This is a genomic window from Bradyrhizobium sp. 18BD (genome assembly GCF_054185225.1).
The window spans coordinates 294,351-314,658 of the sequence record NZ_JAVAYL010000003.1 but is presented as its reverse complement, the minus strand read 5'-3'; the positions used below and the strand labels follow the sequence as shown (position 1 = coordinate 314,658).

Genomic DNA, 20,308 nt, shown 5'->3' with positions numbered 1-20,308 from the left:
CACTTGCAATTCAAGCGGGTGAGATCAATCCATGCAGTGCCTGTGTCGTCAGCGCTTGCGCGTTTGCAAGCATCGCCTCTTTTTGGTCTCGGTGTCCTTCCTGGCCTTTGCGTCGCTCTGCCTCGGTTCGGCCACGACGTCGCGTGCAGACACCTCGATCGTTGTCAGCACGCAGACGCCCTACAATATCGGTCTCAGCGGCAATGACGATCTCGGTGATCTCAAGAAGATCTACCAGAGCGCCAACAGCCCGTCCGAACAGGCGCTCGACCAGTTCAACCAGATCATCACCGATACCGGGATGAAGCGGACGCGCCTGCTGCTCAGCGATGTCTATTGCGACGTCGATCAGACCGGCGATGTGTTCGGCTACACCATGGACGGCGTCTTCCATCCGGGCGACTGCCAGCCTCTGGGGTGGCATCTTGACTGGGCCCTGAATCGCGGGCTCTCGCCTCACGTGGCGGTCGGGGCCTTCATGCCGCCGCGCTTCGTGCAATACGGCCCTGGCGAGAGTTGGGCTGCGAACGGACCCGCTCCGGCACTTTTCCAGAAATATGCTGATGCTCTCGTGCGCTATATCGCGAAGAAGTCGTTCGACGGTGGGGCGCCATCCGTCATCTTCGAGGTCAGCAACGAGGTTGATATCGCCGATACGGCCCCGGAGAACTGGAGCGACACCAATCCGTCCGCCTATACGCTCAAGCCGTTGGGATCATGGGGCCGTTGGCTGTGGTGGATGGACCCGGCCAAATATGTCCTCAAACAGTGGCCCCCGCTGCAATCCCACACGATGTCCAATGCCGACGACCCGACCTTGTCTTATCCCTATCAGCTCGACGTGCGCCGTCTGCCCAGGCAGCTCTTGCCGGTTCAGAAGGTCTTCTCACAGGCGATCGTGAACATCAGGAACGAACTCGCCGCCAACCCGAACTATAACGGCAAGACGCTGGAAATGGCCGGGCCGGCCCTGGTTGGACTGAGCTTCAACTATTATCCGGCGGAGAATCTTCCGACCTTGGAGGAAGTCTTCCTCGACCAGACCTTCAATCCGCTGGCAGAGACCTTCCTGTCAAAATTCAACTCGCGGCTCGATCGCTTCTCGTTCCACTATTATGGCTCGACGGACGGTACCGCTGGATTTGCGTTCTTCGACAAGCTGGTCGACACGGTCAAGGCCAAGCTGGATGCGCTGAAGACGAGCAATGCCAACATGCCCGACGTGAAGCTGTTCCTGTCGGAATGGGGCCCTACGGCCTATGAGGCGACTGACGTCAACTACTCGCACAAGGGGGCAGCCTGGACGGCGGCGTTCCTGCTCGAAGCGGTGAAGAAGAAGATCTCGATGGGATCGTACCTCATCATCGGCGACGGCCAGGGCGATCCGAACATCGCGCCTTACACGGGACAGGCCAGCCTGCTGCACAAGGTGCCGCACGGCGATAATCCGGCCGACTACTATCCGAAGCCGGTCGCGAACCTCTTCAGGATGTACAACAAGATGTCCGGCCAGCGCGTGCAGGCTGCTCTGACCGGCGGATCCGGCTCCCACCTCAATGCGTTCGCGACATGGGACAGCAGCAGCTCCACCGCCAACATCATGCTGTACAATTACGACGCGACGCGCGTCTTCGGTACCAACATTTCGGCCGAGACGCCGGAGGCGTTCTCGCTCGACGTCGACAATCTGCCTTTCGTCAACGGGCCGGTGACGGCGGAGCGCTACCTGATCGATGCGACGCACAGCAATCTGGCGCTCTTCCTGGTTGATGCAAACCATTCGTCCGAGCTGCAGAAGACCACGCTGACGGGCACCGTCATCAACGGAAAGCTCACTCTGTCCGACACGCTGGGTCTGGGCGTTTCGCTCTACCGGGTGTTGCCGTCGGTCGTCGGGCCCTAAAGCATGATCCGGAAAAGTGCGCAGCGGTTTTCCGAAAAGATCATGCTCAGACAACACCTAAAGCGCGATGACGATCTATCCTAATCTCATCGCGCTTTAGCCGAGCCGCTGGTCCCGCACGTCCTGCGTATCCTCGGTCGCCGCCTTCACGGCGGCCTTGGCCGCGCCCTTGCCGGCGCCCTTGCGGCTGGCGATCTCGACCGCCTTGCGGCCGGAGATCTCGTGGCCGGCATCGGCGGGCATCTGCCAGAAGAACCAGCTCGAGGCCGCCGAGGTCAGCGCCACCACGACGAAGGCCGGCATGAACACGGCGGCATTGAGCTCGCTGACATGGCTGAGCCACATCGTCGTCTCCACCGAGGCCGCGCCAACCGCGACGCCGGCGGAGACCGCGAGCTGCTGGTTGACGCTCACGAGCGTGGTGGCGCGGCTCATCTGCGGCGTCTCGACGTCGGCATAGGCGACCGTGTTGATCGCGGTGAACTCGAGCGAGCGGAAGAAGCCGCCGACCACCAGGATCACCATGATGATCAGCAGCGGCGTCGTCACCGTGAACAGCGCGCAGACGCCGAGGAAAAACGCGCTGACGATCGCGTTCACCGTCATCAGATTGCGGAAGCCGAAGGCGCGGATCAGGCGCGCGGCCAGCGTCTTCATGCCCATGGCGCCGAGCGAGGAGGCGAAGGTGACGAGGCCGGAATGGAACGGCGACAGGCCGAAGCCGATCTGCATCAGGAGCGGCAGCAGGAACGGCAGCGCGCCGATGCCGAGACGGAACAGGAAGCCGCCGAGGATCGCCGCGCGCAGCGTCGGAAGCTTCAAGAGGGAGAAGTCCAGCACCGGCGATCCCGTGCGCCGCGCGTGCAGGACATAGAGCGTCATCGAGATCGCGCCGCCCACGACCAGCGCCGCGACCGTGCCCCAGGGCAGCAGATTGAGACCTGCGACGGATAGGCCGAAGGCGATGCCGGCAAGCCCGACGCCCGCGAGCACCATGCCGTAGAGATCGAACGGCTCCGGGTTCTCGCTCTTGATCGGGTCGATGAACTTCAAGGCCATGAAGATGCCGAGCAGCCCGATCGGGATGTTGATCAGAAAGATCCAGTGCCAGGACGCGTAAGTGGTGATGAAGCCGCCGAGCGGCGGGCCGATGACGGGGCCTATGAGGGCAGGGATCGTCACCCAGGCCATGGCGTTGACCAGCGCGCTCTTGTCGACCGAGCGAAGCAGCACGAGGCGGCCGACCGGGGTCATCATCGCCCCGCCCATGCCCTGCAGGATGCGCGCGAACACGAAGTCGGTCACCGAGGTCGAGAGCGCGCAGCCGACCGATCCGACCATGAACACGCCGACCGCGATCGCGAACACCATCCGCGCGCCGAACCGGTCGGCGGTCCAGCCGCTCGCCGGAATGAACACCGCGAGCGACAGCAGGTAGGAGGTGATGGCGAGCTTCAGCGTCAGCGGGCTGGTGCCGATATCGGCTGCGATCGCCGGCAGCGAGGTGGCGATCACCGTCGAGTCCATGTTCTCCATGAAGAGAGCAGTGGCCACGATCAGCGGAATGACGCGTTGCTTGTCGACCATGACGGATTGGTAATGAAAATCAGAAGGAGGGGTGGACTTGCGGCTTATCACCGTCGCCTTGTGCGGGCCATTGCGGATCAACGCATAGCACCTAAATCCTGCGTAACAACGGTGTGACCGTCTCCTCAGGGTTGCGCTCGATGCCGGCGTCGCTCTCCGTCATTCCGGGGCGCGCCTCCTGGCGCGACCCGGAATCCATTGGGCTGCAGCAACCGTTGCGGGATGGATTCCGGGTTCGCGACTTCGTCGCGCCCCGGAATGACTGTTCGGATGGGCTTTCCACGCCGAATTTACTTAAAAAGCCTGTGCATGGCTGGCCGGCGGGCCGAATTGCTTTGATTCGTCACGCGGGCGTGCTATCGACCCGCGTCAACCCCACCGATGGGCTCCGATTCGACGGCGATGCCGCAAGGTACGCCGAGGGCGGCGCTCATCCATTGCTATTTGCGGCAGGGCCGCAGGAAGGAGTTGGCACATGGCCACGGTGCAACAAGGCATTCGCGAAGCCTTTACGTTCGACGACGTGCTGTTGAAGCCGGGCCTGTCGGACGTGATGCCAGGCGAGGTCGACATCCGCTCCCGCGTGACCCGCGCCATTCCGCTCAACATTCCGATCATGGCCTCCGCCATGGACACCGTCACCGAAGCCCGCATGGCGATCGCCATGGCGCAGGCCGGCGGCCTCGGCGTCATCCATCGCAATTTCGATCCCGAAGGGCAGGCCGCCCAGGTGCGGCAGGTCAAGCGCTACGAGTCGGGCATGGTGGTGAACCCGCTCACCATCAGCCCCGATGCGACGCTCGACGACGCGCTCAAGCTGATGAGCGACCACGGCATCTCCGGCATTCCCGTCGTCACCGGCGCCGGCAAGAACACGCCCGGCAAGCTGGTCGGCATCCTCACCAACCGCGACGTGCGCTTCGCCACCGACCGCCGGCAAAAAGTCTCCGAGCTGATGACGCATGAAGGCCTCGTCACGGTGCGCGAGAATGTCAGCCAGGACGAAGCGCGGCGCATGCTCCACCAGCATCGCATCGAGAAGCTGCTCGTCGTCGACGAGCAATATCGCTGCGTCGGCCTGATCACCGTCAAGGACATGGAGAAGGCGGTCGCCCATCCGCTCGCCTGCAAGGACGCCCAGGGGCGCCTCCGCGTCGCCGCCGCCACCACCGTCGGCGACACCGGCTTCGAGCGCACCGAGCGGCTGATCGATGCCGGCGTCGATCTCGTCGTCGTCGACACCGCGCACGGCCATTCGCGCCACGTGCTGCACGCCGTGAACCGCATCAAGCGTCTGTCCAACTCGGTGCAGGTCGTCGCCGGCAACGTCGCCACCGCCGACGGCGCGCAGGCGCTGATCGATGCGGGCGCCGACTGCATCAAGGTCGGCATCGGCCCGGGCTCGATCTGCACCACGCGTATCGTCGCCGGCGTCGGCGTTCCCCAGCTCACCGCGATCATGGATGCGGTCGAGGCTGCGAAGAAGTCCGACATCCCCGTCATCGCCGACGGCGGCATCAAGTTCTCCGGCGATCTCGCCAAGGCGCTCGCCGCCGGCGCCGACATCGCGATGGTCGGCTCGCTGCTCGCCGGCACCGACGAGACGCCCGGCGAAGTCTTCCTGTGGCAGGGCCGCTCCTACAAGGCCTATCGCGGCATGGGCTCGGTCGGCGCGATGGCGCGCGGATCTGCCGACCGCTACTTCCAGCAGGACATCAAGGACACGCTCAAGCTCGTCCCCGAAGGCATCGAGGGCCAGGTGCCCTACAAGGGCCCGGTCGGCAACGTCATGCACCAGCTTGCCGGCGGCCTCCGCGCCGCGATGGGCTATGTCGGCGCCAAGGACATGAAGGATCTGCACGACAAGGCCCAGTTCGTCCGCATCACCGGCGCGGGCCTGCGTGAGAGCCACGTCCACGACGTGACCATCACGCGCGAGGCGCCGAACTATCCGGGCGGCGGTTAGTCGCTTCGCTCCACTCTCGGCTGCGTGTCGATTGCGACGCGCTCGCCAAAATGACGGTGTCATGCCCCGCGAGCTCGTCATTGCGAGGAGCATTAGCGACGAAGCAATCCAGCCTTTTGTGTTGACGCGACTGGATTGCTTCGCTTCGCTCGCAATGACAGTAAAGTGGAGGAAGCCATCATGTCCCAAGGCAAATCTCAGCAAGCCAAGCGCATCGTACTCGCCGCGCGTCCCGTCGGCGAACCAAAACCGTCTGATTTTCGTCTGGAGGAATTCGCCGTGCCGGCGCCCGGCGCGGGCGAGGTGCTGCTGCGCACGATCTGGCTGTCGCTCGATCCCTATATGCGCGGCCGCATGAGTGATGGGCCGTCCTACGCAGCGCCAGTGCCGATCGGCGGCGTGATGGAAGGCGAGGCGGTCAGCGAGGTCGTGGCCTCCAACAATCCTGATTTCGCTGTCGGCGACATCGTCCGCGCACGGACCGGCTGGCAGACCAACGCGATCTCGAACGGCAAGGGCCTGATCAAGGTCGATCCCAAGCTCGGCCCGATCTCCACCTCGATCGGCGTGCTCGGCATGCCCGGCATGACCGCCTATACCGGCCTGCTCGACATCGGCAAGCCGCAAGCAGGCGAGACCGTCGTCGTCGCCGGTGCCTCCGGCGCGGTCGGCTCGGCCGTCGGCCAGATCGCGAAGATCAAGGGCGCGCGCGCGGTCGGCATCGCCGGCGGCAAGGACAAGTGCGACTACGTCGTCAAGGAGCTCGGCTTCGATGCCTGCATCGGTCACCGCGATCCCGATCTGGCCGCGAAGTTGAAGGATGCCTGCCCGAAAGGCATCGACGTCTATTTCGAGAATGTCGGCGGCGCCGTGTTCGAGGCGGTGTTCCCGCTGCTCAATCCATTCGCGCGCGTGCCGGTCTGCGGCCTGATCGCCCATTACAACGACACCGAGGCTAAGCCGCCGAAATGGGCGGGCGCGATGATGCGTGCGACGCTGACCAAGCGGCTCACCTTCCGCGGCTTCATCGTCTCCGACTTCGCCAATCGCCACGGCGACTTCCTGCGCGACATGTCCGGCTGGGTCCGCGACGGCAAGGTCAAGTACAAGGAGTTCGTCACCGAGGGCCTGGAAAGCGCGCCCGGCGCCTTCATGGGCCTGCTCAAGGGGGCCAATTTCGGCAAGCAGCTGGTCCGGGTCGGGCAAGATAAGACATAGCTGCAAGGCCTAGTTGCAAGGTCTGGACGACCCATCGTTGCACGGGCGTCACACACCGGACATCGATGGTTAATAATGAGTTACCGATTGGCCACACCTGCCCGCAAAAGCCGCAGGTGTGACCGTCGGTTCATTGACGGGCCGGCGAAGGCATTGAATCATCGCGCATATTTTAGGTGTCGCGATGTTAGAGATTGGTATTTTCTGCATAATTCTCCTGGCCGCCGGTTATTGGGCGACCATGTTCGTCATGGGCCGCCATGACGACGTCATCCATGGCAAGTTCGTGCATAGCGAGGAGGAGGGCGATTTCGCTCTCGGCCCGTTGCCCGCTCCACGGCCTCCATTCCCGAAGCGTCCGGTCAAGGCTGCGCCGCGTGCGAGTGTCCAGACCGTCAGTGCGCCGAGCGCCAGCGTCCAGCCTGTCGTCGCCGAGGCCAAGCCCGTGAACAGCGCGGCGCTGCAGTCGCTGCTGGCTGCGATCCAGCAGGATCTCAAGAGCGTCGCGTAAGCGGCAGCTTCAGACGCTGCCGCGCTCGATCAGGGACAATTCGACCGCAAGCTGTTGCGCGGCCATCGGCGCGCCGGAGAGCCGCGCCAGCAGCAATTCCGCCGCGATGCGTCCCACCGCCGCCGCGTCGAACGAGATGGTGGTGAGGCCGGGCGTGATCTGGTCGGCGACGTCGTTGTCGCCGAAGCCCAGCACGGCGAGGTCGCGCGGCACCGACAGGCCGCGGGCACGAGCCTCGATCAGCGCGCCGGTCGCGAGCAGATCGTTGGCGCAGAACACGGCATCGACGTCGCCGCCGCGCGCGAGCAGGGTGGTGAAGGCGGCGCGTCCGTCGACCAGCCCGGTGATCTCGCCGACGCCGATCTCGTGGACGATATCGAGGCCGAGCCGTGCGGCCGCCTTGCGAAAGCCGTCGCGGCGCAGCGCGCCACGGCCGCTGCTGCGGCCCACGAAAGCGACGCGGCGATGTCCAGCCTCGGCCAGCCTCCGTGCTGCCATCGCGCCGGCGTCCGCATTGGGCAGGCCGACCAGCATGTCGATGGGATCGCGCGGAAACGCCCAGGTCTCGATCACGGGAATGCCAAGCTCGGCAAGCGCCGCGCGGTTTTCCTCGAGCTCGATCACGCCGGTGAACAGCACCGCTGCGGGGCGGATGCCGCGCAGCGACTGGATCATCGCGACCTCCTTGGCATAGGAGTAGGAGGTCTGGCCGACCAGCACCTCAAAACCTTCCGGCTCAAGCGTGGCGGCGAAGCTGCGCACCGCGAGGCCGAACTGCTGGCTGAGGATGTTGGAGACGAAGGCGACGACGAGGTTGGACCGGCCCGAGCGCAGCGCGCGCGCATGCGGGTTGGAGGCGTAGCCGGTCGCCTCGATCACTTCGAGGATGCGCTCGCGGGTCTCGCGATTGACCTTCTCGGGGTGCCGCAGCACCCGCGACACCGTGATCGGCGCAACGCCGGCGCGTTCCGCCACCTCCTCGATGCGCGGCGGCCGTCCCGTCGCGCTCGCGCGGCCGGGCGGCGCCGGAATGCGCACCACGTCGTCATAGCCTGGCTTTGCCGGATCGGTCATCGAATCCTGATCGGTGATGCGAGATGAGGCTAATCGAACTCAGCCCGTCGTCAAAACCTCCTCGCGCTTCAAGGCGCGGCCGACCTGGACCAGGCAATCGCCGCTCTGGCTGTCGGTGTGCAGGCGCTGCGAGATCACGATGCCGTCGGCGGGGAAGCGCAGCACCTCCTCGGTCAGCTCCGGGCGCTCGAAATCGTGGTACCAGCCGGCGATGTCGCCGGCCGCAACGCGCGCGCCGACCATGACCGCAGGTTCGAACCAGCCGCGTCGCGTGGCGAACACCGCTTGCGCATGACTTTGCAGCGCCAGCAGCTCGGTGGCGCGCTCGACCGGCGCATGTGGTCCCAGCACGGGCGCCTGGACGATGCCGATCGCGAGCAGCAGCCGATCGACCGCGCGCGCGGTCAGCGCCATGGTCTGCGGCGTGACGGTACCGCCGCCGCCGAACTCGCCTGAGAGGCCGATGGCACCGGCGCGTGCGGCCGCAGCCATCGAGGTCGGCGCAGTCGCACCGTTCTCGGCGACGAAAGCGAAGGGCATCCCGAGCCCCTCCATCAGGCGCAGCGCGTGGCCGAACATCTCGGGCGGGCCCTGCCGCTCGATCAGCGCGCAGGGCAGATGCGCCATCGAGGTGCCGCCGGAATGCAGGTCGAACACGACGTCGTGCCGCGGAAACAGCTCGTGCTCGAGGAAATGCGCGAGACGAAACGTCGGCGTGCCCGTGGCATCGCCGGGGAAGGCGCGGTTGAGATTGCCTTCGTCCAGCGGCGAGCGGCGGCGCGCCGCCATCACGGCAGGCAGGTTGGCAAACGGAAGAATGGTGATCTCGCCCTTGATGGCCCTGGCATCGAGCAGGCGGTACAGCCGCGTCAGCGTGATCTCGCCCTCATATTCGTCGCCGTGATTGCCGGCCATCAACAGCAGCTTTGGGCCGGCGCCGTTCTTGATCCGGAAGATCGGGATCTTGAGCTGGAAGTAGGGGGAGCGATCGATCGAGAAGGGAATGCCGAGATGGCCGGACCATTTCTGGTCCTTCTCGAAGTCGATGTCGTGAAACAGTCCGGTATGCATGAGAGGCCTCATGGCCGCGTCGTCGCCGACGCCGGCCGAAGGTGGAAATTAAACTGTGCCTTTAGAGCAGGGCGACCGCGGTCATCTCGACGCGCAGATCGGGATCGGCGAGACGGGCCTCAACGCAGGCACGCGCCGGCGGATTGGCCAGATCGATCCAGGCGTCGTAGACCGAGTTCATGGTGTCGAAGTCGGTGATATGCGGCAGGAAGACGTTGACCGCGATCAGCTTGGAGCGGTCGGAGCCGGCCTCCTTCAAGAGCGCGTCGATCTTGGCGAGCACCTGCTGGGTCTGCGACACGATGCCGGCCTTGCGGTCGTCCGCGACCTGGCCGGCGATATGCACCATGCCGCCCGCGGCGACAGCCTGGCTCATGCGCGAGCCGACGACGTAACGTTTGATCATCTCGAATTCTCCTCGTGAAGGCCGGCTCCCGCATGATGCGGGAGCCGTGTGCGAGCTTACAGCGTCGGAAGCGTCTGCTCTTCCTTGAACCATTTCAGCTGCAGGGCGCCGAGCTTGCCATTGAGCTTGTTGGTGAAGATGTCGGTGTTGATCCAGTTGAGCAGGTTTTGCTCGCCCTGGCGGACGCCGACATGGGCCGGCGACTGGCGGATCAGAAACTTGAGCTCGACCTCCTTGGTCGGGTTCTGGTCCTGTACCTTCAGCGCGATGGCGCTGTTCTCGGCGAAGGTGTCGGCCTGTCCGGCGAGATAGGCCGCGATGGCGGCCGGTGTGTCCTCGAAGCGCACCAGCTTCACCTTCGGCGCGTTGTCGGTGAGCCAGACGTCGAGCGTCGAGCCCTTGGCCACCGCAACGCTGCGGCCGTCGAGATTGTCCGGCTTCTTGCCGGTGGCGGCGGGCAGCGATTTTGCGCCGTAGACGCCGAGATTCACCACCGCATAGGGCTGCGAGAACATCACCTGCTGGGCGCGCTCGGGCGTTGCGCCGAGGCCGGCGATCAGGATGTCGATCTTGTCCGAGAGCAGGCTCGGGATGCGCGCTGCGCCCGTCACCGGCACGAGCTCGAGCTTCACGCCCATGTCGGCGGCGATCAGCCTGGCGAGATCGGCGTCCAAGCCGGCGATCTCGCCCTTGTCATCCTTGAAGCCCCACGGCGCGGCATCGGTCAGCAGGCCGACGCGCAGCTTGCCGGAGCCGAGCACGTCCTGCAGCTTGTCGGCTTGCGCGAGGCCGGGGGCGGCGATCACGGCGAGCGCGGTGGCTGCGATTGCAAACAGCGACTTCAGTGGTCTCATGACTCTCTCCTGGTGGCGGATGGCTGGATGATCATTTTGCGGAAGTGATGAAGCTTGCGAGCTCGGGAGTCTCGGGGTTGGCGAACAGTTTTGCCGGCGGTCCCTGTTCCCAGACGCGGCCCTGGTGCATGAAGACGATGCGGTTGGCGACGTTGCGGGCAAAGCCCATCTCGTGGGTGACCAGGATCATGGTCATGCCTTGCTTCGCCATCGCCTCCATTACCTTCAACACTTCGCCGACGAGCTCGGGGTCGAGCGCGGACGTCACCTCGTCGAACAGCATCAGGTGAGGGGCCATGGCGAGGCAGCGTGCGATGGCGACGCGCTGCTGCTGGCCGCCGGAGAGCTGCTCCGGCCAGGCGTCGATCTTGTCGGCGAGGCCGACGCGGGTGAGCACGTCCTGCGCGAGTGCCCGCGCCTTGGCTTTCTCGATGCGGCCGGTGAGGAGCGGGGCAAGCGTGATGTTGCGCTCGACCTTCAGATGCGGAAACAGGTTGAAGGCCTGGAACACGATGCCGACGCGCTGACGGAATTTCTTGAGGTCGGGCATCCTCGCGTGGACCTTCTGCCCCTCGACGCGGATCTCGCCGGAATCGACGCTCTCCAGCGCATTGATGCAGCGGAGTAGCGTCGACTTGCCCGAGCCGGAGCGGCCGATGATCGTGACGATCTCGCCTTCCTCGACGTCGAGCGAGACGCCCTTGAGCACCTCGACCTTGCCGAATGCCTTGTGCACGTCGCGGATTTCAACGAGAGCCATCGAGGCGGGCCTCCAAGGAGCGGGACCAGAGCGTGAGCGGCAGGCACAGCGCGAAATAGATCGCGGCGACCAGCGCATAGGTGAGCAGCGGCTGGAACGTCGCTGCGCTCACCACTTGCCCGGCGCGGGCGAGCTCGACGAAGCCGAGGATCGAGGCGAGCGAGGTGCCCTTGATGAGCTGCACCAGGAATCCGACCGTCGGCGGCAGCGACAGCCGCAACGCCTGCGGTGCGATGATGTGACGGAATTGCTGCCAGGCGGAGAGGCCGAGACAGGCGCCGGCCTCCCATTGCGCTTGCTTCACCGCCTCCAGCCCGCCGCGCCAGATCTCGCCGAGGAAGGCGGCGGTGTAGAGCGTGTAGGCGACGGTCACGGCAAGGAGGGCCGGCACCTGGATGCCGAGGAAAACAGGCATGCCGAAATAGAAAAAGAACAGGAGGCCAAGCAGCGGCACGCTCTGGATCACCTGGATGCACGCCGCCATCGCCCAGCGCAGGCCCGCAAAGCGGCTGATGCGGCCCATGGCGAGCCCAAGCGCCAGCGGCGCGCCGAAAGCGAGCGCGAGCACGACGAGCGCGACGGTCCAGCGCAGCGCCGCGAACAGCGAGACGAAATCGATGAGGGTGAAGGATCGCATCGCCTTGCCCTCAGCGCCGCCGCGGCCAGCGGAAGGCCACCAGACCGATGATGGCGAACAGCGCCTTGAACGACATCGCCATCGCGAAATAGACCGCGCAGATCACCGCATAGACCTCGAAGCTGCGATAGGTGCGGCTCTCGATGAAACCGGCGACGTGAAACAGCTCGTCAGCGGCGACCTGCGAGGCGAGCGAGGTGCCGAGCAGCAGCAGCACGAACTGGCTGGTCACGGCCGGATAGGCGTTGCGCAGCGCCGGTGGCAGCACGATGTGGCGAAACACCTGCCAGCCCGACAGCCCAAGGCACTGGCCGGCCTCGACCTGGTTGCGTGGGATGGAGTCGAGACCGGCGCGGATGATCTCGACCGAATAGGCGCCGAAATAGAGCGACAGCGCGACGGCGGCGGCCTCGAAGGCCGGCAGCTTCAAGCCGAAGTTCGGCAGCACGAAGAACACGATGAAGATCTGGATCAGCGACGGCGTGTTGCGGAACAGCTCGATGTAGCCGCGCACCAGCCAGCGCAACGGCTTGATGCGGCCGTTCAGCGCGACCGCGCCGGCAATGCCGATCACGAGCCCGGCCAGCGCCGAGATCACCGTCAGCTCGAGCGTGACGATGGCCCCGTCGATGAGCTGGTTCTGATAGCGCCAGAGCGGCAGGAAATTCATCGCCGCGCTCAGCCGAACTGGGTGGGGAGGGCGCGCGTCACGACGCCGTCGGCGTCGAGGCCGAAGATCACGCGCCAGCGGTCGAGACAGGTGCAGGGATGCGAGATGCCGAAGGCGATGACGTCGCCGACCGCGAGTGCGCTGTCGGGCGGGATGGAAAGGAACGCATGCTGGTCGTTGAGGCGTGTGACCGACAAGGCTTCTGCGAGCGCCCGCTGTTCGGCACCGTCGCGGAAGACGCGCAAGGGGACGGGCAGGCCCTGGTCGAAGGACGCATCGCGCATGCCGAAGCCGGCGATCGCAAGGCCCGCCTCGGGGCGCGACAGCACCTCGGCCCAGAGCGTCAGCGCGGGACGAAAGCTCTCCACGGCGGAATGGCGCAGCCCGTCGATGAGAAGGCCGCCGCGCCGGTCCAGCTCCGCGAAGGCGCGCGCATAGATGCCGTGATCGGCAAAGAACAGCGCGCCCGAACGCAGGATCACACTGGCATTGCCATCGGCCTGCGCGACCGGCGCGAGCCTCTTCACGACGATGTCGAAATAGGCGGAGCCGCCGGCGCTCATGATCAACGGCCGCTGCGGGACGGCGGCGCGCACCAGCGCGAAGGTCTCGATGGTGCGCGCCAGCAGCGCCGCGATGGCGCGCATCGTCGCGTCGGCATCGGCGGTCGCAGCCGCGCCCTCATAGGTCGCAACGCCGGCGAGCACGAGGCGATCGGCGGCAAGCACCGCTGCGATCGTCGCCTCGATCGCGGCGTGGTCGCGCGCGCCGGCACGGCCTGCGCCGAGCTCGACCAGCACCGACAATTCACTGCGGTCCGCGATCCGCGCGGCTTCGGCAAGCGCTGCGACGGCGGCCGGTGAATCCGCGAAAGCGTGAAGCTCGACGTCGGGATAGGCGCTGAGCAGCGCGCCGAGCCGCCGGCCCGCTGCGAGCCCGCCGATCTCGTTGGCCAGCAGCAGGCGCCGCTCGCCGCTTGCGAGCAGCACGGCGGCCTGCTGGATGTTCGCAACCGTCGTGCCCCACGCGCCATTTGCGCGCAGCGAGCGGGCGAGCTCCGGCGACATCGGCGTCTTGGCGTGAGGCGCGACGCTGACGCCCGCGCTCGCGCACCAGGCCAGGAAGAGGTCGCGGTTGGCCGCGAAGCTGGTTTCGTCGAGGGTGAGGGCGGGCAAAGCGAGATCACCCCGCGAAGGCGACCAGCGCTGATTGCCGATGTCCTTGGGGGACAGGCCATCGACCAGGGGAATGCCCCGTGTCGTGCTCGAAAGGCGTTGGCTATCCCATGGGGATAAGAACTGCATCGTCGCTCCCTCAGCGGTTCTCGACCGCCAAATGAACGATATGTCGTAATGACAACGTTGTCATTAGGCCATTTTAGCCATTTTCCGGTCAAGTTCGATGCACTGAGGTATTTTGGTAGGGATTCTTGCCCGCCAATTGGGCTAGTGCTCGCCGCCCATCTGGGCGAGCAGCTCCTCGATGTCGACATCGACCTGGCCGGCCGCCCTGAGGTGGCGGACCTCGAAGCTGTCGGCCTGGAAGCGGTACTCGACGAAGCCCGTCTCCTTGATCGCGATCCGGTCCTGCCGCTGGTCGTTGATCCTGAAGCCGGCGGACGGTGCCCAGACGTGGCGCGTGTGGCCGAACGTGAAGTCGCGGCGCTGATGCACGTGACCGCTGGCGATGAGGCGCAGATCGACACGCGCGAACATCTCGATCAGCCGTGCGCGTGCCGGCTGCGGCACATAGCGGATCGAGGTCTCAGGCAGTTCGGGATCATCGGGCAGGTTGAGGAACAGCGGCTTGTGCAGGAACAGCGCGACAGGCCTGCCGTTCACGCGCGCGACTTCCGAAGCCAGCCAGTCGAACTGCTCGGCCTCGAAGGCGAGGCCCGAATTCATCACCAGCGTGTTGAGGCCGATGAAGCACCAGCCGGCGGCTTCGAACGACCAATGGTCTTCGCCGATGATGTCGCAGAATTGTCGGCGGTGGGCTTCGGTGACCGGCGGCTTCGGCGCCGGCCCGATCGCGGTCGGATTGTCGCCGATGTCGTGATTGCCGGGAATGTAGCGGCAGTCGACGGGCAGGGCCTCGTGCAGGCCCTTTGCGAATTCCATGTCGTCGCGACTGGTCGGCCCGTCGAAGGAGACGTCGCCGGTGTTGATCACGAGATCGGGTCTGTTCGCGTCGATGTGCTCACTGACGCGGTGGAAGTTTGCGATCAGGCCGGGAAAGCGCCGGCCGAGATGCGTGTCGGAAATCTGCGTGAGGCGAAATTCGGACATGGGCGTAGTATCGCGCGGCCAAACGTCGGAACGATGACGCGCGCGCAAAACCTGCGATGAAACAAAGTTTAAAGCAGGCGATGGCGGATCTATCCGCCGTCAAAGCAGATCCGTCCGACGGGTTTGCCATTGCTGCGGTCCTTGAGCTGGAACGGGCAACGCAGGCGCTCCAGCGCCTTGGCGGCATCTTCATTGCCGAGCGCGGCAGCGCGCTTGTAATAGGCGATCGCGGCCTTGGCGTCCTTCTCGCCGGCGCGGCCGGCTTCGGCATAGGCGCCGAGCCGCTCGATTGCGTCGGCGTGATCGAGCGCGGCGGCCTTTTCGAAAAGGGCCTTGGCGGCGACATCGTCTTTCGGGCCGCCATCGCCGTCCTGGGTCATCAATCCCAGTTGATACATGGCTTCGCTCGAATTCGCCTCGACAGCCCTCGCGTACCATTTGCGCGCCATCCCGGCATCGGCCTTGCCGCCGATGCCGGCGCCGCAGAGCGCGGCGAGGTTGCCCATGGCGTCGACATCACCGGCATTTGCCGCTTTCTCGATCAGCATCCGTCCCTCCGCGGTGTTCTTCTTGATGCCGTCGCCTTTGATCAAGAGCACGCCGAGCCCGGTCATCGCTGTCGCGCTGCCGGCATCCGCCGCCTTGCGATAGGCATTTGCCGCCTCGGCCATCTGCCGGTTGAAATCATAGGCGCGGCCGAGCTCCATCCAGATGCGGCGCGGGGCATCGGGCGCAGCGGCGGCGGCCTTGCAGGCGTTCCGTGCGACGAGGATGTCGGCATCGGCGATATCGAGATTGCCTGTCACGTCGGCAGGCTTGTCCGGATCGGTGGGATGCGCGGCGAGCCGGTCGCAGGTGGCGATGTCGGCTGGCCCGGCGATGGCGGGCGAACGCAGTGTGGGGCAAAGCAGCGCGGCGAGGGCAAGCGCGGCGACGGCGCGGTATTTCGTTCGGAGCATGATGTCAGAGCACGCGATAGCGGATGGTGTAGGCGTCCAGAGGGGTGACGTTGCCCGTTGCGGGCGAGGCGATGCGGTCGGCGAGATGCCAGGGGCCGAACTGCTCGGTGCGATGCGGCTCGGCGGGCAGGCGAAGGCGGAATTCGAAGGTGCCCTTGCCGGGCAGGTTCACGACCAGCACGCGATCGGCGGTGCGATGGTTGAGCGCGACCGCGCCTCGCAGCACCGCGCGCCCGTCGGCGAGGTCGCGCACCCCATCGACCAGCGCCTGGGTCTGGTTGCGGACGGTGTGCAGCTCGATCTGGCTGTCGGACACCGAAGTCAGCGTTTCCCTCGGCATGCGGATCTCGAACTCGACCGCCGGCTTCGACGGATTGAGGCCGAGATAGGCGAGCGCAGCGTGGCGCATGTCGTAGGCGGCAAAGCCGAGCAGGGCGATGGCGGCGAGCGCCGTCAGCCCGTGCCTGACGACGTCGCGCCAAGTGAAATAGATCGTTCTGTAGCTCAGGCGGAAGTAAACCGTCATCGCCAGCGCGACGGCGAGCGCGGCTGCGATGCCTGACAGCGCCGACATCAGGATGCCGAGCTGGCCGTCAGCGGATTCGGACAACAGGCTGGACAGGGCGTTCATGGCGCTGGCTCGGCTTGGCGCTGGTTCGTCTTGCGGCCCGGCGGGCCCAAAATCGCTTTGACGATCGCCGGTTGGTCGCAAGATCGGGAACGCCGGTTCAACTCGTTGATTGTCAGCGGCAGCAGTCGCGGCTAATGACGGTCCGCGGCCGTCCGCCTTACGGGAAAGTTCCGATGTCCATCCAAATGGTCCTGCTGCCTGTCTTCGTGCAGGTCGGCCTTACCTTCGCACTTCTGATCGGCATGGTGCTCGGGCGCCGGAAGGCGCTGGTCTCGGGCGAGACCAAGATCCGCGACATTGCGCTCGGCGAGCCGAACTGGCCCAAGGGCGCCACACAAATCGCCAATTGCTACCGCAACCAGTTCGAACTGCCGGTGCTGTTCTACGTCCTGATCGCGCTGGCACTCCCCTTACGCCATGCCGATCTCTTCATCGTGCTGATGTCCTGGGTGTTCGTGGTGACGCGGTTTGCCCATGCCGGCGTGTTCGTCTCCTCGAACGATCTCGGCCGCCGCTCCACGATCTGGCTCGCCAGCGTGCTGGTGCTGCTCGCGATGTGGATCTACTTCGCGCTGAAGATGCTGTTGTTGATCTGACGGTTAGCCGTCGGACCTTACCTGAAAGATTCAAATGACTCCCGCTGCCCGGCTGTCCGCAGCCATTGAACTCATCGACACCATCGAGAAGGACCGCGTGCCTGCGGCCAAGGCGCTGAAGGAGTGGGGCACCGCGCACCGCTTCGCCGGCTCCGGCGATCGCGCCGCGATCGCCGGCCTCGTCTGGGACGTGCTGCGCCGCTATGCCTCGAGCGCCTTCCTGATGGACGCCGACACCGCGCGGGCGCGGCTGATCGGCATGCTCCGCCTCGAGCGCGACATGGACACGGCGACCATGGCCGCATTGTTCGACGGCAGCCGGTATGCGCCGGCGCCGCTGACGGAGGCCGAGCAGGCCGCGCTCGCATCTCGCTCGCTGAAGGACGCGCCGGCTGCGATCGCCGGCGACTATCCTGAATGGCTCGATCCGCATCTGGCAAAGATGTTCGGCGAGGACCGCGCCGCGGAGGCCGCCGCGATGGCGAGCCGGGCGCCGCTGGATCTGCGCGTCAATACGCTAAAGTCCAATCGCGACAAGGTGCTGAAGGCGCTTGCTCATCTTCATGCGAAACCGACGCCGTGGTCCGCAACTGGCCTCCGCATCGAGCTTTCGGCCGATGCGCGCAACCCCGGCATCCAGGCGGAAGAGGATTTCATCAAGGGCGGCGTTGAAGTTCAGGATGAAGGATCGCAGCTTGCGGCCCAGTTCACCGCGGCAAAACCCGGCGAGCAGGTGATCGATCTCTGCGCTGGCGCCGGCGGCAAGACGCTGGCGCTCGCAGCGCTGATGCAGGGCAAGGGCCGGCTGATCGCGACCGACCGCGACAAGCGCCAGCTTGTGCCGATCCACGAGCGCCTGTCGCGCGCCGGCGTCCACAACGCCGACGTCCGCACGCCCAAGGGCGAGGCCGATCCCCTGGCCGACATCAGCGGCACCGCCGATCTCGTCGTCATCGACGCGCCCTGCACGGGAACCGGAACCTGGCGTCGCAACCCCGACGCCAAATGGCGCATGCGCCCCGGCGCGCTCGAGATCCGCCTGCGCGACCAGGCCGAGGTGCTGGACCGAGCGGTTCCGCTGGTGAAGGCCGGCGGCCGCATCGCCTACATCACCTGCTCGGTGCTGTCGGAGGAGAACGGCGAGCAGGTGAGGGCGTTCACGGACCGCCATCCGGAATTCAAGGTGGTGCCGCCCGAGCAGACCGCGAGCGTACTCTGGGACAAGGCGGACGATTTTGCACAAGCCGCGCTGCAGTCGGCTGAGGGATGGCTGATGACGCCGCGGCGCACAGGCACGGACGGGTTCTTCGTGTCGATGCTGAAGAAGGCGTAGCTGATCAACGTTGTCATTCCGGGCTCTCGCTTCGCGAGCCCCGGAATGACGACGGTAGAGAGATTGCCCAAAAACAAAAGCCCCGCAACCGATCCCGGTCGCGGGGCTTTCTAGCTCTGGCGTTCTGCCAGTACGTCCGTGGTCAGAACGCTGGTGCGCGGGCGATTAGCCGACGCGGAGATTGTCAGCCGACGACTTGCCGCTGCGACGGTCAGCAACGATGTCGAACGAGACCTTCTGACCCTCGTTGAGGGACGAGAGGCCAGCGCGCTCGACGGCGCTGATGTGGACGAAAACGTCCTTCTGGCCGTCATCCGGCTGGATGAAACCATAACCCTTTTGGGTGTTGAACCACTTCACGGTGCCCATAGCCATGGGAAATTTCCTTTAGTTAGTTAGAGACGGTACGCACGCGGACCGGTACGCAGCCTTGCGCCCATAGTCCTGATGAGTCGATGTTTTGGAGAAATCATCTGAAGCGTGCGCGCCTGTCTGAGACGAGGCGAAGCGGCCCAGTCGTTCGGCCAAGTATCGATGATCACAATATAGCGAGAATTTGGGGCCACTTCAAGGCACCACCCGCGACCCGGCACCTCGCGTAACTTTGCTATTTTGCGGTGCATATAAGCCGTTTGGGGTACCTCAATCGACGATGAAAAGCGTCGCCCCGGTGGCTGTCGAGGACCGGTGCGCGGCGTCCCCGAAGTCCGAGACCTGGTAGCTCATCCCGGGCGTCAGCTTGAACTTGCGCCCGTCGCGCAGCTCCGAACAGAGCTCGCCCTTGAGCACATACAGCACGTGGCCGCGGTCGCACCAATGGTCGGCGAGATAGCCCGGCGAATACTCGACCATCCGCACCCGGAGCTCGCCGATATTGAGCGTCCGCCAGAGGGCTTGCCCGGTCTCGCCAGGATGCGTGGTGGCCTCGACCTTGCTCCAGTCGGTGACGGTGAAGGGGGAGGTGGGGAGTTTCATGGGAGGATCCTGTCTCAAAGCCGGCGGGCTGTTGTTAGCGCACGCGCCGGCCGCAGTCTCCGTCATTGCGAGGAGCACTTGCGACGAAGCAATCCAGGACTGTCTCCGCGGCGGCAGCGTGAATTGCTTCCGCCTTCGCCCAAGGCTTCGGCGGACAAGTCGCTCCGTTCGCAATGACGATGTGGAAGCAGCGTGCTCCATTATTTGACCGTCACCCTGAGGCGCTCGTCCTGCGAAGCAGGGCGAGCCTCGAAGGGCGACAGCCCGGCTGCATCCTGCATCCGGGCCGCGCATCCTTCGAGGCTCCCCATGGGACGCGTTGCGTCCCATGCCTCGCACCTCAGGATGACGGTGAGAGAGCGAAATCGCTGCGCCAGAAGGGCCGCGACTAATGCAGCAAATGGTTCGCCGATCCCTGCACGATCAGCCCCGCATCATTCACCCGCAGATACTCGCAGATCTTCGTCCCCCGCTCGTTCTCGTAAAACACCACCACGCTATCCGGGCTCACGAACACGTCGATCAGCGTGAAATGCAGCCCCGGCAACAGCCCGAGCGCCTTGCCCCAATACGCCCGCAGCGCGTCCTTGCCGCGCACGGTCCCGCTGGCGTCGAACCCCATCACGGGAATGCGGTCCGAGGTCATCACGGCGGCCTCGTCGTAGAGCGTCAGCACGCGCTCGAGATCGCGCGCGTTCCAGGCCTCGACCCAGGTCCGGCCGAGCGCGGCGAGCGTCGATGGCTGATGGTGCTGTGACATGAGCAATCTCCCTGATTGGCCCCTGTTTGGCATTGGGGCAATTAGGTCAATATTACTTACCTATATAGATTTGTCCATGCCCAAAGAAGCATGTGGGCGCGCTCCGTGT

At 65.4% G+C, this 20,308-nt stretch carries 21 protein-coding genes; 6 read left to right on the top strand and 15 right to left on the bottom strand.

Annotated elements, in window-relative coordinates; genetic code table 11:
• Positions 1-82 precede the first annotated feature (82 nt).
• A complete protein-coding gene (locus RAD16_RS07650) occupies positions 83-1,903 on the top strand; it encodes a hypothetical protein (protein ID WP_458157253.1) in 1,821 nt (606 codons plus the stop codon).
• 96 nt (positions 1,904-1,999) lie between these two features.
• Here the strand turns inward: RAD16_RS07650 and RAD16_RS07645 are convergent, their stop codons facing one another.
• Positions 2,000-3,490 carry an MFS transporter gene (locus tag RAD16_RS07645; protein ID WP_458157252.1) on the bottom strand — a complete coding sequence of 497 codons (1,491 nt, stop codon included), beginning with the start codon at positions 3,488-3,490 and terminating at the stop codon, positions 2,000-2,002.
• Between the two features lie 475 nt (positions 3,491-3,965).
• Here RAD16_RS07645 and guaB point away from each other — a divergent pair, with 475 nt between their 5' ends.
• From guaB to RAD16_RS07630, 3 genes are all read left to right on the top strand, one after another.
• Positions 3,966-5,456: an IMP dehydrogenase gene (gene guaB / locus RAD16_RS07640; RefSeq protein ID WP_458157251.1), complete on the top strand. Its 1,491-nt coding sequence runs from the start codon at positions 3,966-3,968 to the stop codon at positions 5,454-5,456.
• 180 nt (positions 5,457-5,636) lie between these two features.
• On the top strand, positions 5,637-6,674 hold the full coding sequence (locus RAD16_RS07635; RefSeq protein ID WP_458157250.1) for an NADP-dependent oxidoreductase: 1,038 nt from the start codon (positions 5,637-5,639) through the stop codon (positions 6,672-6,674).
• A gap of 184 nt (positions 6,675-6,858) precedes the next feature.
• Positions 6,859-7,185: a hypothetical protein gene (locus RAD16_RS07630; RefSeq protein ID WP_458157249.1), complete on the top strand. Its 327-nt coding sequence runs from the start codon at positions 6,859-6,861 to the stop codon at positions 7,183-7,185.
• Positions 7,186-7,194: 9 nt separating this feature from the next.
• Here RAD16_RS07630 and RAD16_RS07625 read toward each other — a convergent pair whose 3' ends face one another.
• The 11 genes from RAD16_RS07625 to RAD16_RS07575 all read right to left on the bottom strand — a co-directional run bounded on the left by RAD16_RS07625 (position 7,195) and on the right by RAD16_RS07575 (position 16,535).
• Positions 7,195-8,259 (bottom strand): LacI family DNA-binding transcriptional regulator, encoded by a 1,065-nt coding sequence (locus tag RAD16_RS07625; RefSeq protein WP_458157248.1) that lies wholly within the window; start codon positions 8,257-8,259, stop codon positions 7,195-7,197.
• A 39-nt stretch (positions 8,260-8,298) separates the two neighbouring features.
• Positions 8,299-9,330, bottom strand: a complete 1,032-nt coding sequence (locus tag RAD16_RS07620) for a succinylglutamate desuccinylase/aspartoacylase family protein (protein WP_458157414.1) — start codon at positions 9,328-9,330, stop codon at positions 8,299-8,301.
• 61 nt (positions 9,331-9,391) lie between these two features.
• Entirely contained in the window at positions 9,392-9,736 is a 345-nt protein-coding gene (locus RAD16_RS07615) for a RidA family protein (RefSeq protein WP_458157247.1), read from the bottom strand.
• 56 nt (positions 9,737-9,792) lie between these two features.
• Entirely contained in the window at positions 9,793-10,590 is a 798-nt protein-coding gene (locus tag RAD16_RS07610) for a transporter substrate-binding domain-containing protein (RefSeq protein WP_326901849.1), read from the bottom strand.
• Between the two features lie 31 nt (positions 10,591-10,621).
• On the bottom strand, positions 10,622-11,350 hold the full coding sequence (locus tag RAD16_RS07605) for an amino acid ABC transporter ATP-binding protein (RefSeq protein ID WP_458157246.1): 729 nt from the start codon (positions 11,348-11,350) through the stop codon (positions 10,622-10,624).
• Positions 11,337-11,987: an amino acid ABC transporter permease gene (locus tag RAD16_RS07600; RefSeq protein WP_458157245.1), complete on the bottom strand. Its 651-nt coding sequence runs from the start codon at positions 11,985-11,987 to the stop codon at positions 11,337-11,339. Before RAD16_RS07600 ends, RAD16_RS07605 begins: the two co-directional genes overlap by 14 nt.
• A gap of 10 nt (positions 11,988-11,997) precedes the next feature.
• On the bottom strand, positions 11,998-12,657 hold the full coding sequence (locus tag RAD16_RS07595; protein ID WP_458157244.1) for an amino acid ABC transporter permease: 660 nt from the start codon (positions 12,655-12,657) through the stop codon (positions 11,998-12,000).
• Between the two features lie 8 nt (positions 12,658-12,665).
• A complete protein-coding gene (locus RAD16_RS07590) occupies positions 12,666-13,961 on the bottom strand; it encodes an amino acid deaminase (protein ID WP_458157243.1) in 1,296 nt (431 codons plus the stop codon).
• Between the two features lie 141 nt (positions 13,962-14,102).
• Positions 14,103-14,945: a metallophosphoesterase family protein gene (locus RAD16_RS07585; protein ID WP_458157242.1), complete on the bottom strand. Its 843-nt coding sequence runs from the start codon at positions 14,943-14,945 to the stop codon at positions 14,103-14,105.
• Positions 14,946-15,034: 89 nt separating this feature from the next.
• Positions 15,035-15,904: a tetratricopeptide repeat protein gene (locus tag RAD16_RS07580; protein ID WP_458157241.1), complete on the bottom strand. Its 870-nt coding sequence runs from the start codon at positions 15,902-15,904 to the stop codon at positions 15,035-15,037.
• A gap of 4 nt (positions 15,905-15,908) precedes the next feature.
• Entirely contained in the window at positions 15,909-16,535 is a 627-nt protein-coding gene (locus RAD16_RS07575; protein WP_458157240.1) for an acriflavin resistance protein, read from the bottom strand.
• Between the two features lie 173 nt (positions 16,536-16,708).
• On the opposite strand from RAD16_RS07575, the gene RAD16_RS07570 reads away from it, so the two are divergent.
• Positions 16,709-17,131 (top strand): MAPEG family protein, encoded by a 423-nt coding sequence (locus RAD16_RS07570; RefSeq protein ID WP_458157239.1) that lies wholly within the window; start codon positions 16,709-16,711, stop codon positions 17,129-17,131.
• A 34-nt stretch (positions 17,132-17,165) separates the two neighbouring features.
• On the top strand, positions 17,166-18,464 hold the full coding sequence (locus RAD16_RS07565) for an RsmB/NOP family class I SAM-dependent RNA methyltransferase (protein WP_458157238.1): 1,299 nt from the start codon (positions 17,166-17,168) through the stop codon (positions 18,462-18,464).
• A gap of 165 nt (positions 18,465-18,629) precedes the next feature.
• On the opposite strand, the gene RAD16_RS07560 is transcribed toward RAD16_RS07565, so the two are convergent.
• The 3 genes from RAD16_RS07560 to RAD16_RS07550 form a co-directional block, all read right to left on the bottom strand.
• Entirely contained in the window at positions 18,630-18,839 is a 210-nt protein-coding gene (locus RAD16_RS07560; RefSeq protein WP_008141931.1) for a cold-shock protein, read from the bottom strand.
• Between the two features lie 267 nt (positions 18,840-19,106).
• Positions 19,107-19,439, bottom strand: coding sequence for a DHCW motif cupin fold protein (locus tag RAD16_RS07555; RefSeq protein WP_458157237.1), 333 nt, complete (start codon positions 19,437-19,439; stop codon positions 19,107-19,109).
• Positions 19,440-19,827: 388 nt separating this feature from the next.
• A complete protein-coding gene (locus tag RAD16_RS07550) occupies positions 19,828-20,199 on the bottom strand; it encodes a nuclear transport factor 2 family protein (RefSeq protein ID WP_458157236.1) in 372 nt (123 codons plus the stop codon).
• Positions 20,200-20,308: the final 109 nt, after the last annotated feature.

Excerpts from the sequence above, each read along its gene's own strand:
- RAD16_RS07645 (WP_458157252.1), bottom strand. The coding sequence starts at position 3,490 with ATGGTCGACAAGCAACGCGTCATTCCGCTGATCGTGGCCACTGCTCTC.
- guaB (WP_458157251.1), top strand. The coding sequence starts at position 3,966 with ATGGCCACGGTGCAACAAGGCATTCGCGAAGCCTTTACGTTCGACGAC.
- RAD16_RS07635 (WP_458157250.1), top strand. The coding sequence starts at position 5,637 with ATGTCCCAAGGCAAATCTCAGCAAGCCAAGCGCATCGTACTCGCCGCG.
- RAD16_RS07630 (WP_458157249.1), top strand. The coding sequence starts at position 6,859 with ATGTTAGAGATTGGTATTTTCTGCATAATTCTCCTGGCCGCCGGTTAT.
- RAD16_RS07625 (WP_458157248.1), bottom strand. The coding sequence starts at position 8,259 with ATGACCGATCCGGCAAAGCCAGGCTATGACGACGTGGTGCGCATTCCG.
- RAD16_RS07620 (WP_458157414.1), bottom strand. The coding sequence starts at position 9,330 with ATGCATACCGGACTGTTTCACGACATCGACTTCGAGAAGGACCAGAAA.
- RAD16_RS07615 (WP_458157247.1), bottom strand. The coding sequence starts at position 9,736 with ATGATCAAACGTTACGTCGTCGGCTCGCGCATGAGCCAGGCTGTCGCC.
- RAD16_RS07610 (WP_326901849.1), bottom strand. The coding sequence starts at position 10,590 with ATGAGACCACTGAAGTCGCTGTTTGCAATCGCAGCCACCGCGCTCGCC.
- RAD16_RS07605 (WP_458157246.1), bottom strand. The coding sequence starts at position 11,350 with ATGGCTCTCGTTGAAATCCGCGACGTGCACAAGGCATTCGGCAAGGTC.
- RAD16_RS07600 (WP_458157245.1), bottom strand. The coding sequence starts at position 11,987 with ATGCGATCCTTCACCCTCATCGATTTCGTCTCGCTGTTCGCGGCGCTG.
- RAD16_RS07595 (WP_458157244.1), bottom strand. The coding sequence starts at position 12,657 with ATGAATTTCCTGCCGCTCTGGCGCTATCAGAACCAGCTCATCGACGGG.
- RAD16_RS07590 (WP_458157243.1), bottom strand. The coding sequence starts at position 13,961 with ATGCAGTTCTTATCCCCATGGGATAGCCAACGCCTTTCGAGCACGACA.
- RAD16_RS07585 (WP_458157242.1), bottom strand. The coding sequence starts at position 14,945 with ATGTCCGAATTTCGCCTCACGCAGATTTCCGACACGCATCTCGGCCGG.
- RAD16_RS07580 (WP_458157241.1), bottom strand. The coding sequence starts at position 15,904 with ATGCTCCGAACGAAATACCGCGCCGTCGCCGCGCTTGCCCTCGCCGCG.
- RAD16_RS07575 (WP_458157240.1), bottom strand. The coding sequence starts at position 16,535 with ATGAACGCCCTGTCCAGCCTGTTGTCCGAATCCGCTGACGGCCAGCTC.
- RAD16_RS07570 (WP_458157239.1), top strand. The coding sequence starts at position 16,709 with ATGTCCATCCAAATGGTCCTGCTGCCTGTCTTCGTGCAGGTCGGCCTT.
- RAD16_RS07565 (WP_458157238.1), top strand. The coding sequence starts at position 17,166 with ATGACTCCCGCTGCCCGGCTGTCCGCAGCCATTGAACTCATCGACACC.
- RAD16_RS07560 (WP_008141931.1), bottom strand. The coding sequence starts at position 18,839 with ATGGCTATGGGCACCGTGAAGTGGTTCAACACCCAAAAGGGTTATGGT.
- RAD16_RS07555 (WP_458157237.1), bottom strand. The coding sequence starts at position 19,439 with ATGAAACTCCCCACCTCCCCCTTCACCGTCACCGACTGGAGCAAGGTC.
- RAD16_RS07550 (WP_458157236.1), bottom strand. The coding sequence starts at position 20,199 with ATGTCACAGCACCATCAGCCATCGACGCTCGCCGCGCTCGGCCGGACC.